This window comes from Taklimakanibacter deserti, from assembly GCA_003574785.1.
In genome coordinates this window covers 1-24,701 of the sequence record QORU01000019.1, presented here as the reverse complement: position 1 = coordinate 24,701, position 24,701 = coordinate 1, and the positions used below count along the sequence as shown (strand labels likewise).

Annotated in this window: 23 protein-coding genes; 3 read left to right on the top strand and 20 right to left on the bottom strand. The window is 62.6% G+C overall.

Features of this window, described 5'->3' with window-relative positions; genetic code table 11:
• Positions 1-85 precede the first annotated feature (85 nt).
• The 5 genes from DS839_RS30715 to DS839_RS30695 all read right to left on the bottom strand — a co-directional run bounded on the left by DS839_RS30715 (position 86) and on the right by DS839_RS30695 (position 6,592).
• The gene (locus tag DS839_RS30715) at positions 86-1,219 is read right to left on the bottom strand and encodes an ATP-NAD kinase family protein (RefSeq protein WP_368912018.1); all 1,134 of its coding nucleotides are present in this window, start codon (positions 1,217-1,219) and stop codon (positions 86-88) included.
• Positions 1,216-2,058, bottom strand: coding sequence for a sugar phosphate isomerase/epimerase family protein (locus tag DS839_RS30710; protein WP_162918913.1), 843 nt, complete (start codon positions 2,056-2,058; stop codon positions 1,216-1,218). Before DS839_RS30710 ends, DS839_RS30715 begins: the two co-directional genes overlap by 4 nt.
• Before the next feature lie 26 nt (positions 2,059-2,084).
• Positions 2,085-3,686, bottom strand: a complete 1,602-nt coding sequence (gene gcvPB / locus DS839_RS30705; RefSeq protein ID WP_119274357.1) for an aminomethyl-transferring glycine dehydrogenase subunit GcvPB — start codon at positions 3,684-3,686, stop codon at positions 2,085-2,087.
• Positions 3,683-5,089, bottom strand: a complete 1,407-nt coding sequence (gene gcvPA, locus DS839_RS30700; RefSeq protein ID WP_119274356.1) for an aminomethyl-transferring glycine dehydrogenase subunit GcvPA — start codon at positions 5,087-5,089, stop codon at positions 3,683-3,685. The genes gcvPB and gcvPA overlap by 4 nt, the downstream gene beginning before the upstream one ends.
• A gap of 81 nt (positions 5,090-5,170) precedes the next feature.
• Entirely contained in the window at positions 5,171-6,592 is a 1,422-nt protein-coding gene (locus DS839_RS30695; protein WP_368912017.1) for an aminotransferase, read from the bottom strand.
• 320 nt (positions 6,593-6,912) lie between these two features.
• On the opposite strand from DS839_RS30695, the gene DS839_RS30690 reads away from it, so the two are divergent.
• The 3 genes from DS839_RS30690 (at position 6,913) to DS839_RS30680 (ending at position 9,546) form a co-directional block, all read left to right on the top strand.
• Positions 6,913-7,686 carry an IclR family transcriptional regulator domain-containing protein gene (locus DS839_RS30690; RefSeq protein ID WP_119274355.1) on the top strand — a complete coding sequence of 258 codons (774 nt, stop codon included), beginning with the start codon at positions 6,913-6,915 and terminating at the stop codon, positions 7,684-7,686.
• A 6-nt stretch (positions 7,687-7,692) separates the two neighbouring features.
• Positions 7,693-8,628 carry a 3-hydroxyacyl-CoA dehydrogenase gene (locus DS839_RS30685; RefSeq protein WP_119274354.1) on the top strand — a complete coding sequence of 312 codons (936 nt, stop codon included), beginning with the start codon at positions 7,693-7,695 and terminating at the stop codon, positions 8,626-8,628.
• 84 nt (positions 8,629-8,712) lie between these two features.
• Positions 8,713-9,546, top strand: a complete 834-nt coding sequence (locus DS839_RS30680; protein WP_119274353.1) for a 3-oxoadipate:acetyl-CoA acetyltransferase — start codon at positions 8,713-8,715, stop codon at positions 9,544-9,546.
• Here DS839_RS30680 and DS839_RS30675 read toward each other — a convergent pair.
• The 15 genes from DS839_RS30675 to DS839_RS30605 all read right to left on the bottom strand — a co-directional run bounded on the left by DS839_RS30675 (position 9,530) and on the right by DS839_RS30605 (position 24,511).
• A complete protein-coding gene (locus tag DS839_RS30675; RefSeq protein ID WP_119274352.1) occupies positions 9,530-10,114 on the bottom strand; it encodes an amino acid synthesis family protein in 585 nt (194 codons plus the stop codon). The genes DS839_RS30680 and DS839_RS30675 overlap by 17 nt on opposite strands.
• A 49-nt stretch (positions 10,115-10,163) precedes the next feature.
• Complete coding sequence (locus DS839_RS30670) at positions 10,164-10,478, bottom strand: NIPSNAP family protein (RefSeq protein WP_119274351.1); 315 nt, start codon at positions 10,476-10,478, stop codon at positions 10,164-10,166.
• Complete coding sequence (locus DS839_RS30665) at positions 10,475-10,870, bottom strand: carboxymuconolactone decarboxylase family protein (protein ID WP_119274350.1); 396 nt, start codon at positions 10,868-10,870, stop codon at positions 10,475-10,477. Before DS839_RS30665 ends, DS839_RS30670 begins: the two co-directional genes overlap by 4 nt.
• Positions 10,860-11,684, bottom strand: coding sequence for an alpha/beta fold hydrolase (locus DS839_RS30660; protein WP_368912016.1), 825 nt, complete (start codon positions 11,682-11,684; stop codon positions 10,860-10,862). The genes DS839_RS30665 and DS839_RS30660 overlap by 11 nt, the downstream gene beginning before the upstream one ends.
• 13 nt (positions 11,685-11,697) lie before the next feature.
• A complete protein-coding gene (locus DS839_RS30655; RefSeq protein ID WP_119274348.1) occupies positions 11,698-12,834 on the bottom strand; it encodes an ABC transporter ATP-binding protein in 1,137 nt (378 codons plus the stop codon).
• Positions 12,834-13,652: an ABC transporter permease gene (locus tag DS839_RS30650; protein WP_119274347.1), complete on the bottom strand. Its 819-nt coding sequence runs from the start codon at positions 13,650-13,652 to the stop codon at positions 12,834-12,836. Before DS839_RS30650 ends, DS839_RS30655 begins: the two co-directional genes overlap by 1 nt.
• Before the next feature lie 2 nt (positions 13,653-13,654).
• Positions 13,655-14,476 carry an ABC transporter permease gene (locus DS839_RS30645; RefSeq protein ID WP_119274346.1) on the bottom strand — a complete coding sequence of 274 codons (822 nt, stop codon included), beginning with the start codon at positions 14,474-14,476 and terminating at the stop codon, positions 13,655-13,657.
• Between the two features lie 29 nt (positions 14,477-14,505).
• Entirely contained in the window at positions 14,506-15,603 is a 1,098-nt protein-coding gene (locus DS839_RS30640) for an ABC transporter substrate-binding protein (RefSeq protein ID WP_119274345.1), read from the bottom strand.
• 66 nt (positions 15,604-15,669) lie between these two features.
• Positions 15,670-16,746 (bottom strand): LLM class flavin-dependent oxidoreductase, encoded by a 1,077-nt coding sequence (locus DS839_RS30635; RefSeq protein WP_119274344.1) that lies wholly within the window; start codon positions 16,744-16,746, stop codon positions 15,670-15,672.
• Between the two features lie 17 nt (positions 16,747-16,763).
• On the bottom strand, positions 16,764-18,275 hold the full coding sequence (locus DS839_RS30630; protein WP_119274343.1) for an aldehyde dehydrogenase: 1,512 nt from the start codon (positions 18,273-18,275) through the stop codon (positions 16,764-16,766).
• Positions 18,272-19,264, bottom strand: a complete 993-nt coding sequence (locus DS839_RS30625) for a flavin reductase (protein ID WP_119274342.1) — start codon at positions 19,262-19,264, stop codon at positions 18,272-18,274. Before DS839_RS30625 ends, DS839_RS30630 begins: the two co-directional genes overlap by 4 nt.
• 259 nt (positions 19,265-19,523) lie before the next feature.
• On the bottom strand, positions 19,524-21,407 hold the full coding sequence (locus DS839_RS30620; RefSeq protein ID WP_162918912.1) for a helix-turn-helix domain-containing protein: 1,884 nt from the start codon (positions 21,405-21,407) through the stop codon (positions 19,524-19,526).
• A gap of 362 nt (positions 21,408-21,769) precedes the next feature.
• Positions 21,770-22,585, bottom strand: a complete 816-nt coding sequence (locus DS839_RS30615; protein ID WP_119274340.1) for an ABC transporter permease — start codon at positions 22,583-22,585, stop codon at positions 21,770-21,772.
• Positions 22,586-22,595: 10 nt separating this feature from the next.
• Complete coding sequence (locus tag DS839_RS30610) at positions 22,596-23,447, bottom strand: ABC transporter permease (protein WP_119274339.1); 852 nt, start codon at positions 23,445-23,447, stop codon at positions 22,596-22,598.
• A complete protein-coding gene (locus tag DS839_RS30605; protein WP_119274338.1) occupies positions 23,444-24,511 on the bottom strand; it encodes an ABC transporter ATP-binding protein in 1,068 nt (355 codons plus the stop codon). Before DS839_RS30605 ends, DS839_RS30610 begins: the two co-directional genes overlap by 4 nt.
• Positions 24,512-24,701 lie beyond the last annotated feature (190 nt).

Here is a 24,701-nt window from a genome sequence, read left to right as displayed (position 1 = left end):
ATGCCCCTCACCCCTCCCGCCGCTTCGCGTCGGGTCCCTCCCCTCTCCCCGCTGCGCTGCGCTTGCGGGGCGAGGGTGTTCACTTTCACGCGGCGGCGATGCGCATCACCATTTCCTCATCGGGTCCGACCACGATGCGCCAGAATCCGGCAAGCTCCCGGTCGAGCCCGGCATCGCCCGTGTCGACCAGGAGGCGCCTGTCGGGCAGTGCCAGGAGCTTCTCCTGCGCGGCGATGACGGTGATCCCTACTTTGCCCGCCTGGCGGATCACCGAAGGGGATATTTCCTGATTGCCCCTCCCGAAGACATAGCCCTGCCCGCCAATGACACCGACGATGATGCCGAGCTTCCACCCTTCGGCCGCGGCGAGGATCGCCCGCTCATCGGCATCTGTGGCGATGAGGCGACCGCCAGCCACAAGATCGGTGCCGAGCAATGTTCCCTTGAAGCCCAGAGCCTCCAGGATCTTTTTCGTCGTCCGGCCGGGGCCAATGGCATAGAGGCGTTGCGGATCGAGCTTTCCCGCGAGCGCCCGCGCCGCCTCGTCCACCGCCGCCTCGTTCAGGGACATGCTGCGCGCCTTGGCGTTCTGCAGGAGCCGCGGAATATGCGGCACCCTGGCATAGCCATAGAGACGCGGCGAGATCGCGCCCTCGCGCCGCAAATCCTCATCGATGTCCATGACCTCGGACAGCCGGTATTGCGTACGCGCCGGGTCAGCCTGCGCCGCGAGCCCGCTCACGATCTCGCCGGCCGCCTCGGGAGAGGTGGCGAAGACCGCCGACTGCATCTTGACGCCGGCCGGAATGCCCAACAGCGGCACGCGGTCTCCAACCACATCGAATATGTCACGCGCCGTGCCGTCGCCGCCGGCGAAGAGAATAAGGTCGGCGCCCTTCCGCATCATCTCGAGTGCCGCCGCCTTGGTGTCGCGTGCATCGGTCACCGGACTCTTGGGCGTGGAAACCAGCTCGGACAGGAAACCCGAACGCGCCGCAGCCTCATGTCCCATCGCGCCATGGCCGGTCATCAGCAGAACGAGCGGATGCCGCTTCGCCTCCAGCCGGTTAAGAGCCCGCACCGTCTTCTCGCCCGCAAGCGGCACGGCGCCGCGCCGCAGCGCCTCCTCGGCAAGGCCGTCCGTGCCTTTGAGGCCGACGCGGCCGCCAAGGCCCGCCACCGGATTGACGATGAGGCCGAGGCTGAAGCGGCGCTTCACGCTTTCCGTTTTTCCCATCCGTGCTTGGCCAGGATGTCGTGGCTGGCGATGATGTCGCCATCGGGATCATTGCCGGGCTGCATGGCGTCGGTGATGATCTCGAGCACGGTATAGCCGTCATAGCCGATATCGGCGAGCGCCTTCGCGGCAGGCGCCGGATCGACGATGCCGGTGCCGAGCCGGTCATGCTTGAAATCGCCGAAGCCCGAATCGGAGATATGGACGTTCTTCACGCGCGAGCCCAGCTTGCGGATGGCGGCGCCGTAATCTTCCTTGATATAGGCGGAATTGCAGATGTCGAAATTGATCCCGACCGAAGGATCGATCGCATCGGCGACCTTCAGCATGTCATCGGCGGTCGGCAGGAAGGTGAAGGGCACATTCTCGAGGATGATCTCGACGCCCGAGCCCTTGGCGAACTGCACGAGCTCAGCCATGCCCTCGATGAACCAGTCGCGCATCCACTTGTGAGGCGGATTGATGAGGCTGTTGACCGGCCCCGGGATGGCGCAGACAAAAGGGCAGTTCCAGTCGCTCGCGAGCTCGATCGCCTCGCGATAGCGGTCGAGCGTATAGCGGCGCATCAGCCGGTCGACGGAATTGGGATTGTTGTCGAGCAGCGGGTAGCAGAAGGAGGAGATGGTGAGGCCGTCGCCGTCGAGGCGCGCGGCGATGTCCTTGCGCTCCTTCGGCGTCAGATCGGCCGGCCAGCAATGCGGCGGGAAGATCATCATCTCGATGGCGCGATAGCCGAGCGAGGCGATGTGATCGATCGCTCCCTTGCCGGAATGCGAATAGAGGTAGGGAAAGGTCGATACGGCGACTTTGAAATGGCTCACGAGGCTTGGTCCCCTGAAGGAGATGGTCATTCGGCGGCGTAAGTGGAGCGTGCGGAAGCATCCCCGCTTTGCTCATGCTTGCGCAAATAGGCCCGCCAGGTGATCGCCCATTTCTGGGGATCGTCGAGCCAGTCCGACTTGATCTGCCGGATCGCCTGCTTGTGCGGCGCCGACTTCACCAGTTCCGCATCGGCATAGGCTTCTTCGGAGATCTTGGCGATGACGTCGATCCAGTAATCGAGATCCTCCTTGGAATACATCTCGCCGGCCTCGGGCGTGAAGGGCTCGGGCACGACCCAGGGCTCATGGCTCATCCAATAGGGATCGATGCCATAATCGGCCATGCGATTGGCGACCTCGACGGTGCCGACACCGGTATCTTCCTTGAGCTTGCCGAGGCTCCAGCGCGTCATCTCCATGCGATGCTTGGTGATGTGCGGGTTGGAGCGCGTGAGGCCCGGGATCTTGGCGAGCCGGTGATCCATGTAGTTATTGGCGAGCACGGATATGTCAGAGGCCTCGTCGATGCCGTCGCGGCCCATGGCGAGGAGCCAGGCATAGGCCTTGATGACCTGCGGCACATTGCCGAAGAACTCGCGCACCTTACCGGCGCTCTTCTTGCTGCCGTAATCGAGGCGATAGCCCTTCTTGTCCTTCACCACGACAGGCTTGGGCAGGAAAGGTGCCAGCTTTGCCGAGCAGCCATAGGCGCCGACCGCCGGCCCGCCGCCGCCCTTCGGCGCGCCGAAAGTCTTGTGCAGCATGAACATGCAGGCATCGAAGCCGAGCTCGCGCGCCCTGATCTTGCCCATCACGCCGTTGAAATTGGCATGATCGTAGAAGGCGAGGCCGCCCGCCTCATGCACGATCCGCACCCATTCCTTGATGTTGGGATTGTAGATGCCCATGTCGTCGGGATTGTTGATGAACAGGGCCGCGGTGCGCTCGGAGACCGCCGCCTTCAGCGCCTCGGTCGCGGGATAGCCCTCCTCATCGAGATTGAGGGTGATCACCTTGAAGCCGGCCGCCGCCGCGGTCGCGGCATTGCACGGATGCGCCTGGATCGAGGTGATGATCTCGTTGCGCCGGCCCAATTCGCCGCGTGACTGGTGATAGGCGCGGGTGACCACGCAATTGGTGTAAGCGGCGTCCGCCCCGCCGCCCGCCTGGAAGATGAACTGATCCATGCCGGACAGTTCCCTAAGTCCCAAGTCGAACTCATGGATCGCTTCCAATATGCCCTGCATGCTGTCATCGGGCTGCAGCGGATGCATGTCGGCGACGAAGGGTCTTTGCGCCAAGGCCTCGCTCACCCGCGCATTGTATTTCATCGTGCAGGTGCCGAAGAGGCTGATATTGATCATGCCCTGCGTCTCTTGCGCCAGATGCAGATAGTGGCGCTGCACCTCGGGCTCGGAGAGCTCGGGCAGTTTGGGCGCCTTCCTGCGCGCGAGCTTCTTCGGAACGAGATCCTTGGCCTCGCCCACCACCTTGACGGCGGCCGCCTCTGGCTTGGCGAAGACCTGGCCGCGACGCCCGGCATAGCCCAGTTGCATGACCAGCGGCTCGTCCCAGCGGGCGGCGTGATAATCCCTGAGCTCTTTCTCGTTCTTCTTCGCCTTGGTCATGACTTCACCGCTCGTTCAATGGCCTGCGCCAGTCTCTCGATATCGTCCAACTCATGGATCTCGGTCACGCAGTACAGCGCGCTTTGCTTGAGCTTCGGTATCTCGGCCGACAGGTCCTTGCCGCCGAAGATGCCCTCTCTGCGCAGCGCTTTGTTGACCTGCGCCACGGTCTTTCCCGTCCGCGAGAAGTCGACGACGAATTCCTTGAAGAAGCCGGCCTGGAACGGGACTTTGACACCCTTGATCCGGGACAGGCGCTTCGCCGCGACATGCGCATTGGTGATGATGAGGTTGCCCAGCTCGCGAAAACCTTCGGGACCCAGAAGCGACATATAGACCGCATTGGCGATGGCCCAGAGATAGACCGAATTGCCGGTCCAGTCCTTGCCCTTCTCGCGCATGCCGTAAGAGGTCTGATGCGCGCTGGCGAGGCCGAAGCCGAATTGCCCGGGCTTCGTCGTCTCGGTCAGGCTGATGAGGAAGCCGTTATATTCGCGCACATAGCGGGCCTCGTCGCGCGACGCGATGAAGCCGCCGACACCGCCGCCGCAATTCATGTGAATGCCGAGCGGCTGGCTCGGGCCCACGACGATATCGGCGCCGAACTCGGCCGGCGGATCGACAATGCCGAGGGTCAGCGGATCAACGCCGACGATGGTCTCCGCCCCATTTCGTCGCGCGAGATCGGCGATCGCCGCGGCATTGGTCTCGAACAGGCCCAGATAGGATGGCGTCTCGAAATAGACCGCCGCCGTTTCCTTCGATATCTTGCGCTTGAGGTCGTCGAGGTCGATGAGCCCGGTCTTGAGATCGACCTTCACGTGCAGGATCTTGATATGGCCCGGCATATCGACGGGCTCGCAGTAATTCTCGACGACCGAGAGGCGCTCGGGATCGAAGATCTCGGCGATGATCACTTGCCGGCGGCCGGTCATGCGCGACGCCATGCGCAAGGCATGACCGATGGCGCAGCCCCAGGAATAGACCGGCAGGCCCACCACATCCATATTGAGCAATTCGCCGAGCTGGCTCGCATATTCGAACCAAGCCTGGTTGCGCCCGACATCGGACTGGGGCGAGCCCCAGACATTGGTCAGGAATTCGTTGCGCCCGACGATCTCATCCACCACCGCCGGCACATGATGCTGCCAGCAGCCGGCGCCGAGGAAATTGAGATTGTCTTCGCAGCTCTCATTCTGGGAGAGGATCGAGGTCAAGTGCCGGCGCAGTGCCGCTTCCGACTTGATGCCCGGCGGCAGCTTGAGCGGCGTCTTGAGCCGATGCTCCTTCGGGATCTGCTCGAACAGTTCCGCGATCGACTTGACCCCGATCTCGGCCAGCATCTCCTTCTTGATGGAGGCGATCGAATTCCCCATCCATGGATGGCCGCCTGTCTCGCTCATATCGACTTCTCTCCCTGTTCTCTTTGTTTGCGCATGATCTTTTTCGGAAAACCGGTATCCACTTTTCCGGATCATGCGCTATCAGGCGGCTTGCCATTGCCGCTCGCGCGTCAATTCGTCTTTAACTTCGTCCGCCGCCTTGCGCACGGTCTCGACGCAGCGATCGATCTGCGCCGTTGTCGTCACGAAAGGCGGCGAGAAGGATATCGTATCGGCCGCCGGCAAAGCGCGCACGATCACGCCTAAGGCAAAAGCCTTCTTCGCGATCCTTGCCGCGACTTTCAATTGTGGAGCGAAAGCCCGTGGCTTGCCAGTGTTTTCGGCGACGAATTCGACCGCGGCGACAAGCCCCATGCCGCGCAATTCGCCCAGCATCGGATGGCCGGCAAAGGCCTCGGCCAGGCGCTCGCGCATATATTTGCCAAGCTCCGTCGCCCGCTTGATCAGCCGCTCGCGCTCGATGAGCGCCAGGTTCTCGAGCGCCACGGCGGCAGCGACGGGATGCGAGGAATAGGTGAAGCCGTGGCCAAAAGCGCCATACTGGGCGCTGCCTTCGACCAGCACCGTCCAGATCCTCTCGGAGACGAGGCAGCCCGAGAGCGGCACATAGGCTGAGGTGATGCCCTTGGCGATGGTCATCAGATCGGGCTCGATCCCCAGCACCTCGCAGCCGAAATTCCGGCCCAGCCGGCCAAAGCCGCTGATCACCTCATCGGCAATGAGCAATACGTCATGGTGCTTGAGGATTTTCTGGATGGCCGGGAAATAGCCTTCCGGCGGAACGATGACGCCGCCCGCCCCTTGCACCGGCTCGGCGATGAAGGCGCCGACCGTTTCTGGCCCCTCTTTGAGGATCGTCTGCTCGAGCTCGGTGGCGAGCTTGCGGACGAAGTCCTCATCGCTCATGCCGGGCTCCGCCTCCCACAGGCGATAGGGCGGCGAGACATGGCGCACCATCGGCAGCGGCAGGTCGAAGCCCTTATGGAGATTGTCGAAGCCGGTGAGGCTCGCCGACATCACGGTCACGCCATGATAACCGCGCCTCCGCGAGATGATCTTCTTCTTGTGCGGCAGGCCGCGCAGGTTGTTGTAGTACCAGACAAGCTTGACCTGCGTGTCATTGGCGTCAGAGCCGCTATTGCCGAAGAAGACCTTCGACATCCGCCCCGGCGCCATCTTGATCAGCTTCTCCGACAGGACGGCCGGCGCATCGGTGCCGAGGCCTGAGAAGGAATGATAATAAGAGAGCTTCTCCGTCTGCCGCTTCATGCAGTCGGCAAGCTCTGGCCGGCCATAGCCGACATTGGCGCACCACAGCCCCGCCATGGCATCGATATATTCCTTGCCATGGCTGTCGCGCAGGACAGCGCCCTTGCCCTCGACGATGATGCCGGGCGAACCCTGCTGATGATCGGCGAGCACCGTGAAAGGATGCAGGACAAAGCGCCGGTCCAATTCTTCGAGATGAGAGGCGTAGTCGAGATCGACCCTGTCCATGATCATGCATTCTCTGTGTATGGAAGCTGTGCGCGAGCGGGACTATACGATATTCGCACTAATGTTCGTCAAGGAGTTTCTGCACGCGGGGTGAGCGGCCGCCGGAAATGCCGCATTGCCGGGGTTGTGTGCTGTCGATCCGCTGCCGATTGCACGGCTTCCGAACAAATGTTAGATGGTGAGGCAATCACTCGCATCAGCCGATCCCCGTCAAGGTCACTCGATTTTGGCGAGAGGGAGATGTTGCAACCGATCTAGCAGAGCCTTCGTCGCGGCGGTCAGGCCAGATTCAACGACAAGAGCTCCAGGGGAGATACAGGGAGATCATGAGAGATCGCGAAAGCGCGGATCCTGACTATGTGCAATCCTTCGTCAGGGGACTGGATGTCATTCGCGCCTTCAGCCGTTTCCGGCCGCGCATGACCTTGAGCGAGGTGGCGGAAGAGACGCAGATGACGCGCGCCGCGGCGCGCCGCTTCCTGCTCACTCTGGTCAAGGAGAACTACGCCCAGACCGACGGCAAATATTTCGAGCTCCGGCCCAAGGTGCTCGATCTCGGCTTCGCCTATCTCGCCTCGATGACGCTGTGGGACATCGCCGAGCCGATCATGCGCAGCGTCGTCGAGAAGACCCAGGAATCCTGCTCCATGGCGGTGCTCGATGATCTCGAGATCGTCTATGTCGCGCGCGTCCCGACCAACCGCGTGATGACGATCGGCCTGAGCGTCGGCAGCCGGCTGCCGGCCTATTGCACCTCGATGGGCCGCGTCCTCCTCGCGGCCCTGCCGGAAGAGGCGCTGGCCAAGCAATTGAGCAAGATCACGCCGGAAAAGCTCACCCCGCAGACGATCACCAGTAAGGTCAAATTGCGCGATGAACTGCGCGACGTGGCGCGGCAAGGCTGGTCGCTGGTCGATCAGGAGCTCGAGGCGGGCTTGCGCTCGCTCGCCGTGCCGATCCGCAGCCGCTCAGGTGCTGTGGCGGCGGCGATGAATCTCGGCTGCCATGCCGGGCGCGTCAGCATCGAAACCATGACCGACAAATTCCTCCCCATCCTGCAGGAGGCGAGCGTGCGCATCACCTCCTCGCTCCCGGCCTGACGGAAAATGACTCGCGAGAATATCGCCGTCATCGGCGCCGGCAGCATCGGCCTCGCCTGGGCCATCGCCTTCGCGCGCGCCGGACTTGAGGTGCGCCTGTTCGATCCGCAGGAAGAGCCCCTCAAACAGGCCATGAGCGCCATCGCCCAGCGCCTCGAGCGCTTGCGGGAATTCGCCCTCATCGACGAGGCACCCCCGACCATCGCGGCCCGCATCAAGATTTGCGGCGAGACGGAAGCGGTCCGAGATGCCGTGCATGTCCAGGAAAACGCGCCGGAAAATCTCGAGCTCAAGCGCCGCCTCATGCGGCGGCTCGACCAGGTGATGGACAAAACGGCGACGCTCGCGAGCTCGACCTCGGCCATTCCCGCCGCGCAATGGGCGGATGATCTCCCTGGCCGGGGGCGCTGCCTGGTTATCCATCCGGCCAACCCGCCCTATCTGATTCCGGTGGTGGAACTGGTCCCGGCCGGCTTCACGCAACCGGAGACGCTCGAACGGGCGCGCGATCTCATGATCAGGACCGGCCTCAAGCCGGTCGTCGTCAGGAAGGAGATCGAAGGCTTCGTCTTCAACCGGCTGCAAGGCGCCCTCCTGCGCGAGGCCTATTGCCTGGTCAGGGACGATGTCGCCTCGGTCGAGGACATCGACACGATCGTGCGCGAAGGTCTGGGCTTGCGCTGGTCCTTCATGGGGCCCTTCGAAACCGCCGAGCTCAATACAAAAGGCGGCATCGAGGCGCATGCGGAGCGTATGGGCCCGGCCTATCGACGCATGGGCGCCGAGCGGGGCCAGGACGATCCCTGGACGCCTGATCTGGTGGCGAAGGTGGCAAGCGAAAGACGGGCCCTTCTGCCGCTCGAGGACTGGCCGGAACGCGTGCTGTGGCGCGACGAGATGCTGATGCGGCTTCTCGCCTTCAAGCGCCGGCACGGCCGCTGATCCGATCCGACAATCGTCTGACTTGTCATCCTTCCCAATATGTTCGTATAACGCATAATTGTTCTAAACAAGACAGAGCAACCAATGTCTTCGCCCTGCATCATCTCCGTCGCGATCACCGGGTCGCTGCCGCGCAAGGAGAACAATCCGGCCGTTCCCATCAGCATTGCGGAGCAGGTCGAATCCACCCATGCCGCCTATGAAGCGGGGGCAGCGCTCGTCCATTTGCATGTCAGGAATGACGACCAGACGCCGACCTCGAACCCTGAGCGTTTCGCGCAGGTCCAGGCCGGCATCGCCAGGCACTGCCCGGGGATGATCATCCAATTCTCGACCGGCGGGCGCTCCGGTAACGGCCTCGAGCGCGGCGGCATGCTGCATTTGCGGCCCGACATGGCCTCGCTCGCGACGGGCTCCTGCAACTTCCCCTCGATCATCTATATGAACCCGCCTGATCTCATCCTTCATCTGGCGGAGCAGATGAAGACCTATGCGATCAAGCCCGAGATCGAGGTGTTCGATCTCTCCATGCTCTACCAGGCGCTGCGGCTCGCCGATGAGGGGATGATCCCGAAGCCCCTGCATGTGCAATTCGTCTTCGGCATCAAGAACTGCATGCCGGCGGTCTGGCAAGTGCTGGAATTCCAGGTGGCGGAGCTGAAACGCCTCATGCCGGAGGCGACCTGGGCCGCCGCCGGCATCGGCCGGCATCAGCTCGAGCTCAATCACTGGGCCCTCAAGCTCAACGGCCATTGCCGCACCGGGCTCGAAGACAATGTGCGCTATGATGGCTCGCGCCTTGCCGCCAGCAATGCCGAGCTGGTCGGGCGCGTCGCCGAGCTCTGCGGTCAATATGACCGCCACCCGGCGAGCCCGAGCGAAGCGCGGACGCTGCTCCGCCTCAGGCCGGCTGCTTGATCCCCATTTCCGCCATGTCTTCGTAACGATTGCCGATCCGGGGATGCATCCGCCCGCCGGTCGCGGCGCCGATTGCCACGACGATCTCGTTCTCGCACGGCGCGTCGGTGATCGTGAAATGCAGCGTTATGTAATGCGACCGCAATCCCGTATCCGTCTTATGGGTCATGGGGATCATGATCGCGCTGCCGGCGGGCCCACGAATATTGGTGAAGCTCAGATAGGCCGTTCCGCCGGCGGCCTCACGAAAGGGGTTGCCGAATCTGAGCGTGTGGATCAAAGCGGAAGCGTGCTCGATCTCGCCCCCCGTGCCGACGACCGCGGCCTTGCCATAAGCTTCCACACTCTCTTTGCCGCCGCAGAGACGGATGAGAGGATCGACCAGCGTCTCCACCAGCTGCGGCGCAAAGGCGGAGATATCCTGCTTCAGCTCCGACTTGAATGCGCCATGCCAGGGATTGCTCACGACCGCGGCGATGCCCGCCATCAGCACGGGCTTTCCAGCCTTGCCGCCCTCGATGAAGGTTTCCTCGCTATGGGTGACGACCTTGCGAATGTTCAATGTCATTTTGATTCCTGGTTTTACTCGGTTGTGAACGTGCATCCGTTCCGGACGCCTACCGCATGGGCGAAAAGTCCGTGGGCAGGAGGATCCTGTTCTCCATCGTTTCGATCGTGGGCGAGAGCCGCTTGGTGAACTCCTGCCATGCGGGCGTTTCGGCCAGGCGGGCGCGGCGCCGGGCGCGATCCTCCAGATCCGCATATCGCCACAGGATCACCACATGCGAGAGCGGGCCGATCTCGGTCACGAAATAACCGACGAGGCCGCCCAGGATCGGCGCCTGGATGGCAAGCCCCTCCTCGCGCACGAGCTCAAGATAGGTCCGCAATTGATCGGTGCGGATCTTGTAGATTCGCTCCTCGATGATCATGCGGGCTTCGGGCTTTCCGCGGCCTCGGCCGCCATCACCCGGCGCGCGATGCGGAAACATTCGACGCCGGCCGGAATGCCGCAATAGACGGCGATCTGGATGAGCGCCGCGCGCAGCTCTTCCACGGTCAGGCCGTTGCGCAGGGCCCCGGCGAAGTGCAGCTCGAACTCCTCCATCCGGCCCGAGGCCGCGAGCATGCCGAGGTTGAGGAGGCTGCGCTGCTGGCGCGACAGCGCCTCGTCGGTCCAGCAGGTGCCCCAGCAGAATTCCGTGACCAGTTCCTGGAACGGCCGGTTGAAATCCGTCGCATTGTTGATGGCCTTATCGACATAGGCGTCGCCGAGTACCGCCTTCCTGACCTTCAGGCCCGCTTCGTAGCGCTCATTGTCCATGGGTCATCTGCCTCCCTTCGACACCTTCTAGGAAGCCGCTCATGACGCAGGCGACGTCTTCAGGGCATTCGGTGAGAATGGAATGCCGCATCCTGGGGAAGATATGGAGCCGCGCTGCCGGAATGCGCTCCGCCATGAGCCTCGCCATGCGCGTGTTGGAGCCGATATCGTCTTCGCCGGTCGCCACCAGGGTGGGCAGGCGGATATCGGGCAGACGGTCGGCCAGATCGCTCTCGGCCAGCACGCGGTAGGCCGCAGCATAGGCTTTGGGGTCGTTCTGCTTGCTGCGCTCGTTCAGTTCCGCGATGAGCCGCGGATTGCGGGCGCGGAACTCATCGGTGAACCAGCGGGCGACCGAATTCTCGAAATGCTGGCCCGGTATCCCGTCGGCGACGATCGCCAGCCGCTCGCGCACCCGTCGCTTCTCGTCCTCGGTGCGGCCCGCCACCGTCGACAAGAGGATGACGCTGTGAAGGCGCTCAGGGTAGGACAGCGCGAAGCCTTGAGCGACCAGACCACCCAGCGAAAATCCGGCAAGGTGGCAGCGCTCGACGCCAAGCTTGTCGAGGAGGCCCCGTGCATCCATGACGAAATCATCCAGCGCGTAAGGGCCTGCGGGCTTGCTCGATTCCCCGTGCCCTCTCAGGTCGAAGGCGATGGTGCGGTAACTCGACTTGAGTGCCGCGACGACGCCGTCCCAATCCTCATGCTCGCTGCCGACGCCATGGATCAATAGCAAATCGGGTCCTGCCCCGCTCACGCTGTAGCGCAGGCGCACAGATCCGACCTCGGCAAAGTCCGTCACCTTGTTCACATCACCCTCCAACTCAATCGCGTTGCTTCTCGGCCAGGGCATTGGCCTGTGATTCATGCCACATGACCGACACTTCATCGCCGAGTGACACCTTGTGCCCACCTTCCGTCTGCGCCTGCTGCAAGGCACGGATCTCGGTGCCGTCCGGCATCTTCAGGACATATTTGCTGGATTGTCCGAGATAGATAATGTCCGTGACCTTGCCCTTGAGCGTGTTGTGCGCCACGCCATTATGACCATTGGCGAAGAAGCTGATCCGCTCCGGGCGCACCGCGACGACCGCCCTGTCGCCGGCTTTCAGGCGGCTGGTATTCGAAGCCCTGAGTGGTCCGTTCTGGCTGTCGAGCAGGCAGCAGTCGCCGCGCACTTCCCTGACGGTCGCGCCGAAGAAATTGGAATCGCCCAGGAAACCGGCGACGAACTGGGTGGTGGGCTTTTCATAGAGCTCGTGCGCCGACCCGATCTGCTCGATGAGCCCCTTGTTGAAGACGGCGATCCGATCGCTCATGACCAGCGCCTCTTCCTGATCATGCGTGACATAAAGGATGGAGGTTTTCAGCTCGCGATGCAGCCGCGTGATCTCGAGTTGCATCTGCTCGCGGAGCTTGCGGTCGAGCGCGCCCAGGGGCTCGTCCATCAGCAGCAATGGCGGCTTGAAGACGATCGCGCGGGCGAGCGCCACGCGCTGCTGCTGGCCGCCCGACAATTCCGCCGGAAAGCGCTTGGCCATCTCCGGCAGGCCGACAAGCTCCAGGGCCTCGCCGACTCGCCTCTTGACCTCCGATCCTGGAAGTTTTCGCATTTCCAGCGGGAAGGCGACATTGCCGGCCACCGTCATATGGGGAAAGAGCGCATAATGCTGGAACACCATGCCGATATTCCGGCGATAGGGCGGCAGCGGATCGAGCGGCTCGCCGTTCAGGTATATCGAGCCCGAGGACGGATTCTGCAGCCCCGCCACCATGGCGAGAGTCGTCGTCTTTCCCGATCCCGAAGGTCCGAGGAAGGTGAGGAACTCGCCTTCGCGCAATTCGAGATCGACCCGCTCCACGGCGACGATATCGCCATAGGTCTTGCGGACGTCCTTGAGGACGAGCGGCGAGGACTGGCTCAATGTCGGCGTCTTGCAGCCGTCAGTGGTGTTCTTCATCAGCGGTCAACCCTCCGATCGCCCCCGCGATCAATCATGAACTGCGCCACCAGGGCGGAGAGGCAAAAGAGCAGCAGGATCGAAGCGACGGCGGCAATCGTCGGATCGACGGCGCCACGGACATTCGACCACATCTGGACGGTGATCGGACGCACCGCCGGCGTGCTTATGAACATCGAAACCACCAGCTCGTCGAATGAGATGACCACCGCGAACAGAAGTCCGGACAGGATACCCGGCAGGATGAGCGGCAAGGTCACGCGCCTGAAGCTCACCCAGGGTGTGGCGCCAAGTGTGGCGGCGGCTCCTTCCAATCGCTGATCGATCACCGAAAGCGCGCCCGAGACGGTTGCGAAGACGAAGGGAACCGTCAGCACCGTATGAGCGGCGATCAGCCCGGCGAGCGTGCCGAAGAGCCCGAGGGAGCGAAAGGCGCCGAACATGCCGACCGCCGTGATGATGACCGGCACGATGATCGGCGACATGATGAGGCCGGCAATGATTGACTTGCCCCTGAATTCGGAGCGCGACATGCCGAAGGCTGCCGCCGTGCCGATGACCGTCGCCAGGATGGCGGTCGGGATCAGGATCTTGATGCTGGTCAGCAGCGAGCCATACCACACCGGATTGCCGAACAGGCTTTCATACCATTGCAGCGAGAGCCCGGGCGGCGGAAAGGTGAGGAAGGGTGCCGAGCTGAAGGAGAGGATGACGACGATGACCAGGGGCGCGATGACATAGACGACCGCAAGCCCGCACATCAGGAGCCTGCCCCATCGCCACCATATGCCTGTGCCGCCGCTCGAGCTCATATGCATGGCTACCTCCCCATCACCGATCGCACGCTGACGAAGCGCTGGACGACAGCGAGACAGATGCAGGTGCCGACGAGGAGCACGACGGCGAGGGCGCCGGCCAGGCCCCAGTTCCCCATATTGCCGATCTGCTGCTGGATGAGCTGGGCGATCATCGTGTCGCCGGGGCCGCCGAGGAGCGCCGGCGTCACGTAGTAGCCAAGCGCACTGATGAAGACCAGCATGGTGCCGGTCACGAGGCCCGGCAAAGTCAATGGCAAATAGACCCGGAGAAAATTGCGCACCGGCGGTGCGCCGAGAGTTGCCGCCGCCGATGGAAGACTTTTGTCGATGCGGGTCATGACGGAATAAAGCGGAAAGACCATGAAAGGCAGAAGCACCTGGACCATTCCGGTCAGCACGCCGAAACGGTTGAAGATGAGCGCGACCGGCTCGGCGATGATGCCGAAGCTGACCAGGCTCTGATTGACCAGGCCCTGCTTCTGCAGCAGCACCATCCAGGCGAACGACCTGACGAGCAGGCTCGTCCAGAATGGAATGAGAACGATGAAGATCAGCAGGCGGCGCGCACGGGCGCCGGTATTCGCCATGGTGTAGGCCAGCGGATAGCCGATCAGCGCGCACAGGACGGCCGTGCTGGCGCTGATGACGATCGTGTTCCACAGGACGCGCAAATAGACCGGCCGCTCGACCAGTGCCACGAAGTTCGCAATGCTCGGGCTCGGGAAGGTCACGCTCTTCAGCAGCAGCCAGAACACCGGCCAGACGAAAAACACGCCCAGCAAAAGGCATGCCGGAACAATCAGCCAAGCATATCCAATCCGCATAGCTATCTCTCCGGCATGCCCTTGCGGGTCTAGGACAGTTTCCACTCTTCCCAGCGCTCGGAGATTTTCTCCAGGTTCTTCTCCCAGAAAGCCCCGTCGATGACAAAGCCCTTGGCGGCATTCTCCGGGCTGGTGGCGAGCCACGGCACGATCTTCTGATCGATCGTGGCAAAGGCCTCCTTGTTGGTCGGCGAGTAGGCAATCATGTTGGCAAGCTTCGCCTGGTTCTCGGCGACCGTCATCTCGTCGATCAGGCCAAGGGCGGTCTCGATATTCTTGGCGCCGCGCGGAATCACCAGATAGTCGATCGACTGTATATTCTGGTTCCAGTCGACCGCGATCTGGCCGCCCTTCTGGGCCGCGTCATAGGCGCGGCCGTTCAGGATCATGCCGCAGGTCACCTCGCCGTCGATGAAGAGCTGCTGCGACTGCGAGTTCGTATCCCACAGGATGAGCTTGTCCTTGATCGAGCTGAGCTTCTTGAGCGCCCGGTCGATGCCCTCATCGGTGGCGAGGACCTCATAGAGCTTGTCCACCGGAACGCCGTCGGCCAGGGCCGCGACCTCGAGTGTCGCGTTCGGCGAGTTGCCCGGCAGCGTCCGGGTCCCGGGGAATTTGGCCAGATCGAACACCTCGGCCCAGGACTTGGGATGGGTCCCGTCCTTGAAGGTCTTGGTGCTGTAGCCGATATTGTAGGACCAGACGATGTCGCCGATGCCGTATTCGTTGCGATAGCGCTCATCGACCCGCGCGACATTGATCTTGGTCAGGTCGAGCTTCTCGAACAGGTTATTCTTGATGCCGTTGAATAGGAACTCGTGGGTGATGTCGCCGACATCCCACACCGAATCTCCGGCTTCGACCATGGCGCGGAACTTCGCTTCGTCCATCGGCCCGTCCTGGACGACATTGGCGCCGGTCTTCTGGGCAAAGGGATCGCAGTAGCAGACCTTCTGCGCATCCTGATAGGCACCGCCCCAGCTGGCGAAGACGACGGACTTGCCGTCGAATTTTCCCGCCGCCCGGGCCTTGGGCGAAATGCCTGCCAGGCCCGCCGCCAGAGCGGCACTGCCGCCCAAGGCCAGCATATCGCGCCGGGAAAGCTTCTTGCCGGCGAGCAGGTCCATCAGTTCTTTTCGATTGTTCAGGCATAGTCTCCTCCTTGTATGTTGCTTGCTATTGTTAGTCGTCGATCAGGCGGTTGCCTGGCGAGGCGTCTTCTCCGGGCGCCGTTCGTCAAAGGCAGGCATCACTCGTTCAATGAAAAGCTCGAGCGAGCGTGCGGTCTCAGCCCAGGGCAGACCGAGATTGGCCCCGTAGCAGAAGAGATCGACCTTCGCGTCCTCATAGAGCCGCAGCTTCTCGATCACTTCATCCGGCGTTCCGAACAGCAGGCTCTCATGCAGCTGCGCCGAGTCATAGGCAGCGCTGTTCGAAATCTGTGACATGTCGATCGGCTGGGTGAAGCCGTTGCGCACGACGCCGTTCGTCTGGAAGAGATTCTCGAAATGCCGTCCGTCGAGGATCGCGGCGTCGACCGGGCGGCGCCATTCCTCGCGGCGCTCATAGACGAAGGCCGCCCGCATCATCATGAAGCGCGGCCGTTTGATGCTGGGATTGTCGGCCAGCGATTTGTGGAACTTGTCCGACAGGATCTTTATCTCGGCCGGCGGGCGCGACAGAGGCGTCGACATGATGTGGGCGCCGTTCTTGATCGCCCAGTCATAGGTTCCGGGATCGCGCGCCGCCACCCATATGGGCGGATGCGGGTGCTGGATCGGCTTCGGCACCGAGGTCGAGGTGGGGAACTGCCAGAGTTCGCCCTGATGGGCGTAATCGCCTGCCCACAGCTTTTTGACGACCGGAAGTATCTCCTTCAGATAAGCGATGCCGCCTTGCTGCTGGATGCCGCCCGCCATGCGGTCGAATTCGTATTGGAAGGCGCCGCGAGCGATGCCGAGTTCCAGCCGGCCGCCGCTCAGCACGTCGAGGAGCGCTGCTTCGCCGGCGAGGCGGATGGGGTGCCAGTAGGGCGCCACGATCGTCGCCGTCCCCAGCCTGATCTTGCTGGTGTTGAGCGCCCATTGGGTGAGCTGCAGGAAGGGATTGGGCGCGACCGTCAGCTCGATCGTATGATGCTCGGCGGCGAAGGCGACTTCGAAGCCGCCCTGCTCCGCGATTTGAACAAGCTTCAGCGTCTGCTCGGCGATCTCCCGCATGTCCTCTTGCGGGTCGACGCGATGCATATTGACGGCAATGGCGAACTTCACTGGTTCCTCCCGAGAACTTATTTGAGCCGCATGACGAAGGGGTCGTGAGTCTTGCCGGAGTAGTCGACTACGACGCTCTTCAGGCGCGAGAGTGTCCGGATGGCTTCGAAACCGCCGAGCTTGCCGTAGCCGCTATTCTTGAAACCGCCCGAAGGGGACATGTAGGAGGCGGAGCGGTAGGTATTGATCCACACCGTGCCGGCATCGACCTCCCTGGCGAAGCGCAGCGCCCTGTCGATGTCTTTCGTCCAGATGCCGGCGGCGAGGCCATAATCCGTGTCGTTGGCCAGATGCATCAGCTCGTCTTCGGACCGGAATTTCATGATCGCCAGCACCGGGCCGAAGATCTCGTCGCGCGCGATGCGCATGTCGTTCTTCACATCGGTGAAGATGGTCGGCTCGAAATACCAGCCGCCCGCGAGGTCGGGACGCGGCGGCGGGTTGCCGCCGAAGGCGATCGCCGCGCCATCGGCCGATCCGAAGCCCACATACTGGGCCACCTTTTCGAGCTGCGCCTTGAGCGCAAGCGGGCCGAGCTCGGTTTCCTCGGCTTCCGGATCGCCGATCGTGATCTTCTTGGCGCGATCGATCAGGCGATCGACGATCTCGTCATGAATGTCCTCATGGACGAAGCAGCGCGATCCCGCGATGCAGGTCTGTCCGGCGGCCGCGAATATGCCGGACACGACACCGGTTGCGGCGCGATCCGGATCGGCATCGGCAAAGACCACATGAGGCGACTTGCCGCCGAGCTCCAGCGTCGATTGCGCCAGGTGGCTTGCGGCGTTCATCGCCACCTTGCGCCCCGTCACCGTGCCGCCGGTGAAGGCGATCTTGGCGACGCCACGATGCTTGGTCAGCGCGTCTCCCGCCGTGTGGCCATAGCCCGTGACCACATTGTAGACGCCCGCCGGGAAACCTGCCTCTTCGATGAGCTCGGCAAGCGCCAGGGCCGAAGCCGATGTATGCTCGGAAGGCTTGACGACCACCGTGTTGCCGATCGCCAATGACGGCGCCAGCGTGCTGGTGAGCAGCATCAGGGGCGAATTCCACGGCACGATGATGCCGACGACGCCGATCGGCTCGCGTGTGGTGAAATTCAGTATGTCGAGCTTGTTGACCGGGACGACCGATCCCTCGATCTTGTCGGCCATGCCGGCAAAATACTGATAGCTGTCGGGCATCGCCTGTGCCTGCGCCCGCATTTCCTTGAGCAGCTTGCCATTGTCGCGGGTCTCGAGCCGGCCGATCTGCTCGGCGTTCTTGGCGATGAGCTCGGCGAGACGGCGCATCAGGACACCACGCTCGGTCTGGGTGATCCGCCGCCAGGCCGGATCGACAAGCGCCGCCTGGGCCGCCTTGACCGCGGCGTCGATGTCCTTCTCATCGCCGTCGGCCGCCTGGTACCAGACCTTGCCGGTGGCCGGATCATAGCTGTCGAGATAGCGGGCCGAATGCGGCGCCACCCACTCGCCGCCGATGTAATGCTCCGTCCGTTTGCCGGCGATATTCTCTACTGTCGTCTTCATGTTCCTGATCCATCGTCGAATTGTGCGGTGTAGGAGTCCCAGTTTCGCGGCGGATCCTGCTCGAGCCGCGCAACCCGCGGCTCATTGAGGACGTCGCTATAGATGCTGAATTGATCGAGCTTGCGGTCGCGGAAGAAGCGCTTGAGCAATGCCTGGCATTCCCTGGGCTCGAGCTCGTCCCAGGGAACTTCCGCCTCCGAGCACAGGCGGACCTGCTTCGATTCCTCGACCGGTTTGTTCAAGGTGCCGCGATAGACGATCGCCACACCGTTTTCGCCGGCGATCTCGAAGACCGAATAGAGAAAGGTGATTTCAACCTTGGCGCCCATGTTCTTGAGCGCGTCGTTGAGCGTCACGAGCTCACCACTGCTCGCACCCGTCTGAACCGCCTCCGGAAGCCGCCAGGCGCCATATTGCGTGCGATGGAGCAGGACGCGCCCTTCATAGTCGGCGACGCAGCTGACAATGACATTATGGCCCGGTGGCCGCGCGACGGCAGCCTGCTGGACGCTGACCGATATATAGCTGCCCTGACCATAGACCAGCGGGCGCCCGGCACAGCTCTCGAAGCAGGCGACCCTGCCGATCAGGATGATGTGATCGCCGGCCTCGATGCGCTCATGCACAATGCAGTCGAAAGCGGCCAGGCTGCCCGCGATCCGCGGCGCACCGGTGAAACCGGAGGACCACTCGACCCTTTCGAACTTGTCCGGGGATTTGCTGGCGAATATGTCCGAATACCGGCGCTGGTCTTCGTGCAGCACATTGACCGAAAAGCCGCTGCATCGGCGAAAGGCGTCGCAGCTCTGCGCCGTCTCGGCGATGCAGACGAGCACCAGCGGCGGATCGAGGGAAACGGAGGTGAAGGAATTGACCGTCAGCCCGCGCGGCCTTCCGACCTCATCCATGGCCGTCACGATCGTAACTCCGGTGACGAAGTTCCCGAACGCGCGTCGGAGCGCCAGCTTGTCGACAACCGATCTGTCCACGGCAACCCTGTTTCCAAGTTTCGTTGGACGATAACGGGGTTGCCGCCCTCCTTCTTGCGATGAATCAGAGGAAGAGGCGGTCTTTCCTTCGTAGAAATCGATGGAAGGTCATTACCCTCAGCCTGAGGTGCGACCCCGGCCTTGAGCCGGGGGAGCCTCGAAGGCTTAGTGCAGCAGTCTCGCTCTATCCTGAAGGATGCTTCGAGGCCCGGCTTCGCCGGGCACCTCAGCATGAGGGACGTCAAGAGATGCGGCCGAACTACTTACCCGACATTTTGATCAGCAGGGCCCTGAGCCTCAGTGCAAGAGAGACGGAAAAGCGGCTGTCCTCGCTCTCCAGATCGAGGCCGAACAGCTCCTTCAACCGATCCATCCTGTAGCGCAAAGTAGAGACGTGGATTTTCAGGAGCTCGGCCGTCGCCTGATAGCGGCAGCCGCGATCGATGAAGGCTTCCGCCGTCTGCATCAGCTGGGTCTTGTTGTCCTTGTCATAGGTTTCGATCTGGCCAAGGGTCTGATCGATGAATGTCGTGGCGACATGCTGGTCCAACCCGGACAGCAACACGGCGAAGGGGCCAAAATCCTGCTGGGACACGAGGCCCCGCCGGCCAAAAATCCTCCCCAGCGACAACAGCCTTCCGCAATGGTCGCGCGCCGATTGATAATCCTCGAGGCGCGCGCAGACAGGACTGAGCGTGAAGACCGGGTCGACTTCGAAGTACCATTTTACCGCATCGATCAGTTGCCGGCCCGCCGTGATGACGCGCGCATTCCCGTCCGCCGGCGGATTGGGGAGATAAACGACCAATGCGCCGGCATGATAGACCAGCACCGCATTGGGGAATGACTGATTGAGCGAGCGCTTGAAGGTCCTCGGCGCCGGATAGGGCTTGTGCCGGGCGGAATGGGGCGAGCCGCCCCTGATATCGACGATGAGAAGCTGTGCCGGGACCGATAGATCGAGCCCCAGGCGCGCGGCGCGATTGTGGATCTGCTCGTCCTTCTGCCAGCCGCCCTCGAAGAGGCGCGTGAACAGTTCGGTCGTCTGATAGTCATGCGACTGCTGCTGGATATGCGCCCGCATCAGCTGGACGCTCAAGGCGAACTTGACCTCCATGGCGACCAGGAAATCGAGCTTGTCGAGCCCCCTTGCCCGCGGAAATACGATGATGCCGCCGACCGTCTCGCCATCGATCAGCAAGGGCTCGACATAGGCGTCGCTTTCGAAGGATTTGTCCGGCGTCGCAAGGCTTATGCGCTTCATCTCGCGGAAGTCGGAGGGCTTGGTCTGCAGCATCATCTGGATGAGCTGGCGTGCCGCCGGGCCGCGCACGAATTCGGCCCATTCGCGATCACCGAAATTCATCACATCGGGCGACAAGGTGACGTGAAAACTGTCGGCCGTGAGATCCACGATCACAATCGGGTCCGGCAGGATGGTTTCCACCATGCCGGCGATGATCTCCATCGAATTGCCGTGCAGGACGCGGTCGAGGAGGCTCGAATTGATTTCCAGCACCCGCTCCAGCCTGCTGCTCAAAGCCCGCTCATTGTGCAAGGACTTGCCCTTGTCGACGGCAAGCCCGGCCAGATGGCTGATGGTGACCAGGAAGTCGAGCTCATCGGGGGCCACCGTCACGCATTTCTCGGAATTCACGTCGAGAACCATTTCGCGGCCCTGCATGTCGGTGCAGCCGAGCGGCAGCAGGACCACCGTGTGATAGCCGCGCGCGCGTGAATCGGCCCGGTAGCCGGGATATTCCTCGCTGATCTGGGCGTCTTCGATAACGACCGGCTGCTTGGTCGATACGACCTTCAGGCACGGGCTCGTGGCAAGTTCCCATTGCTGTGCCAGGCCATTGCGGCCGGCGGGCTCCAGCCCATAGGTCGAAACCAGGACGGAGTAGCCGATCGTGCGATCGACGGCCATGATGCCGCTATAGTTCCAGATCGTGTGATGGCAGACGGCAAAGACGATGCGCTCGAAGATCGCGCCGACATCGCTTCCGGCATTCACCAGGCTGATGATCTCGCGGATTTTCTGAAGCCTGACGGCATTCGAGCCTTCATCCAGCGAAAGCCCGAGCGCGAGTCCGGGATTGCTCAGCGGTGGAGATGCGTCGACACCGGATGCCTGCTTCATGGGCTTCTCCATAGCTGCGCACAAAATGGCAAGTCAACCGGGCGGCTAAGCGCGATAAGAGATCTTGACTTTGCGGGCCAAAGCGTGCGTTGGGATTTATCAGCATCGGCAACTGCGTAACCGATGTCCGATCCGCGCTTCCGTTCCGAGTATTAGCACAAGCTGAAGGAGGATATTCTGAGAAGGTCCCGTAAGGCCTCCTCCCGTTTCAGCGCAGAAAATTCCCTGCTTCGAGGCGTTAACTCATTGATGTAATTAGGCCGGGTTCGGATTTTGCAAAATTCCCTGATAATCCCTGAAAATCCCTGAATCCGCCCGAAGCGGATCGCCTGCGCCCGTTTGAAATTTTTCCTGGCATGTCGCTAGTCGAGATCACGCCCGGCGATCTTCGCCGTCATGCGGGTGACGGCGACCCGGCCCATCTGCCAGACCAGCACGAAGATGATGCTGGCGATGATCGACAGCACCGAGACCGCCGGAACCATCGGCGCGTAATTGGTCGCCATGCGCGAATAGAGCCATTCCGGCAATGTCGTATCGACGCCCGTCGTATAGGCCGAGAGCGGCATGTTGCTCCAGGACAGGAGGAAGGCGAACAAGGCGCCCGACGACAGGCCGGGCAGGATCTGCGGCAAGGTAATGCGGAAGAAGGCCTGGAGCCGGCTGGCGCCCAGGTCGAAGGCCGCCTCCTCCTGGGCGCGGTCGAGACCATAGACGCGGATCGAGACGATGAGCGTCACGATGGGCACGATCCATACGGCATGGGTGAAGACCGCCGTCTTCCAGCTCAGATTGATCCCAAAGGCGCTCAGCGTGACGAGGGCTGCGAGGCCGAGCACCGATTGCGGGAAGAACACCGGCAGCAGGAGCAGCCTTTGATAGAGCTTGCGGCCCGACCAGTCATAGCGGGCGAAAGCGAGCGCGCCCGGAACGGCGATGATGACCGAGAGCAGCGCCACGAAGACGGCGATCTTGAGCGACGTCATCTGCAGATCGTAGGTCTGGTCGAGCCCCAAGGCCTGGCGATAAGGCTCGAGCGTCCAGGTGCTGTGGGGAAAGCGCAAATAGCGGGTGTTCGCGAGCGAGGCGAGGATGATCGAGACGATCGGCAGATAGAGCAGGACGAGGACGACCACCGTCCAGATCTTCCGTCCCCTCTCGGCTTGCTCCGGCCTCATCGTCCCCTCCTCACCGCGAGAACAGCCGGTCGATATTCAACCGGGAGATCAGGGGGAAGACGAGTGCTGCCGTGATGACGCAAAGGACGGTGGCAAGGGCCGAGCCCAGCGGCCAATCCTGCGCATAGTTGAAGCGCTGCTCGATGGCGTGGACGACCGGCACCGCGGACTGCCCGCCCAATATATGGGCCTCGGTGGTGGCGCCGAGCGCCAGGACGAAGACCAGAAGGCTGCCGATGATGATGCCGGGCGAGGCCACCGGCAATTCGATATAGCGAAGCTGCTGCCAGGGACTGGCGCCCAGATCCTGGGCCGCTTCGAGCTGGTCCCGCGGCACCAGCGACAGGCCGAGCACCATGGGGAAGAGCGCGAAGGGCAGATAGATGTAGAACAGCCCGAGCAGCGTCGCCAACGGCGTGAACAGGACGCTGCCGATATTGAGGCCAAACAGATATTGGATCGTGCCGGCGAGGATGCCGCCGCGCGGCATGAGAAAGAGATGCGCGCCGAACAGGCGTACGCTTTCGGCGATGAAGACCGGGACGGCGATAAGCACCGAGACGGTGACGGCGAAGCGCCGCGAGCTCCTGACCAGCGCTTTGGCGATCGGCCAGGAAATGAGGCCGGTCGCGATCGTCGTCGCGGTGGCGAAGAAGATCGACCAGGCGAAAGGCCGCCAATAGCTTTCGCGGAACGCCGTCAGGTAATTCTCGAACGTCGGCGGGCTGGCGAGCCCGAAGGTTCGCGGCGGCATGAAGCTCGTATAAAGGACGAACAGCAAAGGCAGCAGGAAACCCGCCACCAGCAGCAATGCCGGCGGCAGCATGAGGGCAAGGCCGGTCCTTTGCTCGCGCGTCATCATGGCGCCTCACCCTGGACGCTGACCGCATCGGCCCAGTCGAATCCGACCCGCACCACGGCCCCCGGCTCCGGCACGGCCATGTCGGGCGACAATTCGACGATGAAGGTCCGCTCATCGCGGCGCAAATGAACGTGGGTGCGCGAGCCGAGGAGGTAGAAGTTGAAGCATGTGGCGTCGAACTCGACATCGGCGCGTCTGCCCTTGTCGAGGAGCCGCAGCCGCTCGGGCCGCAGCATGATCGAGGAATACGGGCCGGCACGGAAAGCTTGGGCGACCGGAGCGCCTATGCCCTCGATCACACGATTGCCGTTGCCGTCCACGGCCACGGGAAGCAAGTTCACTTGCCCCATGAACTCGGCGACGAAGCGGGTCGAGGGCGCGTTATAGATCGACAAAGGATCGCCGAGCTGGACGATCTCGCCGTCACGCATGACGGCGATGCGGTCCGACATCACCATCGCCTCTTCCAGGCTGTGGGTGATATAGACGAAGGTCTTGCCGGTCTCGCGGTTGAGATCCTTCATTTCCATTTCGAGGATCTTGCGCAGGCGATAGTCTATCGCCGACAAGGGCTCGTCGAAGAAGAGGATGTCGGGGTCGGAAGCGAGTGCCCGCGCCAAAGCGACGCGCTGGCGCTCGCCGCCCGAGCAGCGCAGGACCGACTTGCCGTAGAATTCCTGCGGCAGGCGCACCAGCGCCATCAATTCGCGGGCGCGCTCGCGCCGCGCCTTGCGGTCGGCGCCCCTGACGGTCAGGGCGAATTCGATATTCTCGCCCACCGTCATGTGGTTGAAGAGCGCCAGCGACTGGAACACCATGCAAGTGGGCCGCCGGTTCGCCGGCATGTCGTTGATGCGCGTGCCGCGCAGCAGGATGTCGCCGGCGCTCGGCGTCTCGAGACCGGCGAGCATGCGGATCAGCGTGCTCTTGCCGCTGCCCGAGGGCCCCACGATGGTGAAGAGCTCGCCCTCTCTTATGTCGAGGGTGACGTCCTTGACGGCGGCCTTGTTGCCGAAGGTGCGCGAGATATTGCGCAATGAAAGGATAGTCTCGGTCTTCGTCATGTCACGCTGGCGGCAGGCAAATAGTTAGTTTTGAAGGGTGCAAGTTCCGGCCGCCATCTCCATCATTCCCCTTCTCCCGCGCGCAGCGTGGGAGAAGAAGATTCAATGGGGCGGACGACGAGGGTAAGATGCCCATCGTTGTCCACACATCTGATGGAGCGTGACCCCCATGCAAAGTGATATGAGCAAA

Excerpts from the sequence above, each read along its gene's own strand:
- DS839_RS30690 (WP_119274355.1), top strand. The coding sequence starts at position 6,913 with ATGAGAGATCGCGAAAGCGCGGATCCTGACTATGTGCAATCCTTCGTC.
- DS839_RS30670 (WP_119274351.1), bottom strand. The coding sequence starts at position 10,478 with ATGATCATCGAGGAGCGAATCTACAAGATCCGCACCGATCAATTGCGG.
- DS839_RS30665 (WP_119274350.1), bottom strand. The coding sequence starts at position 10,870 with ATGGACAATGAGCGCTACGAAGCGGGCCTGAAGGTCAGGAAGGCGGTA.
- DS839_RS30610 (WP_119274339.1), bottom strand. The coding sequence starts at position 23,447 with ATGATGACGCGCGAGCAAAGGACCGGCCTTGCCCTCATGCTGCCGCCG.
- DS839_RS30680 (WP_119274353.1), top strand. The coding sequence starts at position 8,713 with ATGTCTTCGCCCTGCATCATCTCCGTCGCGATCACCGGGTCGCTGCCG.
- gcvPA (WP_119274356.1), bottom strand. The coding sequence starts at position 5,089 with ATGAGCGAGACAGGCGGCCATCCATGGATGGGGAATTCGATCGCCTCC.
- DS839_RS30605 (WP_119274338.1), bottom strand. The coding sequence starts at position 24,511 with ATGACGAAGACCGAGACTATCCTTTCATTGCGCAATATCTCGCGCACC.
- DS839_RS30675 (WP_119274352.1), bottom strand. The coding sequence starts at position 10,114 with ATGACATTGAACATTCGCAAGGTCGTCACCCATAGCGAGGAAACCTTC.
- DS839_RS30620 (WP_162918912.1), bottom strand. The coding sequence starts at position 21,407 with ATGAAGCAGGCATCCGGTGTCGACGCATCTCCACCGCTGAGCAATCCC.
- DS839_RS30640 (WP_119274345.1), bottom strand. The coding sequence starts at position 15,603 with ATGGACCTGCTCGCCGGCAAGAAGCTTTCCCGGCGCGATATGCTGGCC.
- DS839_RS30695 (WP_368912017.1), bottom strand. The coding sequence starts at position 6,592 with ATGATCATGGACAGGGTCGATCTCGACTACGCCTCTCATCTCGAAGAA.
- DS839_RS30650 (WP_119274347.1), bottom strand. The coding sequence starts at position 13,652 with ATGCATATGAGCTCGAGCGGCGGCACAGGCATATGGTGGCGATGGGGC.
- gcvPB (WP_119274357.1), bottom strand. The coding sequence starts at position 3,686 with ATGACCAAGGCGAAGAAGAACGAGAAAGAGCTCAGGGATTATCACGCC.
- DS839_RS30685 (WP_119274354.1), top strand. The coding sequence starts at position 7,693 with ATGACTCGCGAGAATATCGCCGTCATCGGCGCCGGCAGCATCGGCCTC.
- DS839_RS30655 (WP_119274348.1), bottom strand. The coding sequence starts at position 12,834 with ATGAAGAACACCACTGACGGCTGCAAGACGCCGACATTGAGCCAGTCC.
- DS839_RS30630 (WP_119274343.1), bottom strand. The coding sequence starts at position 18,275 with ATGAAGACGACAGTAGAGAATATCGCCGGCAAACGGACGGAGCATTAC.
- DS839_RS30645 (WP_119274346.1), bottom strand. The coding sequence starts at position 14,476 with ATGCGGATTGGATATGCTTGGCTGATTGTTCCGGCATGCCTTTTGCTG.
- DS839_RS30615 (WP_119274340.1), bottom strand. The coding sequence starts at position 22,585 with ATGAGGCCGGAGCAAGCCGAGAGGGGACGGAAGATCTGGACGGTGGTC.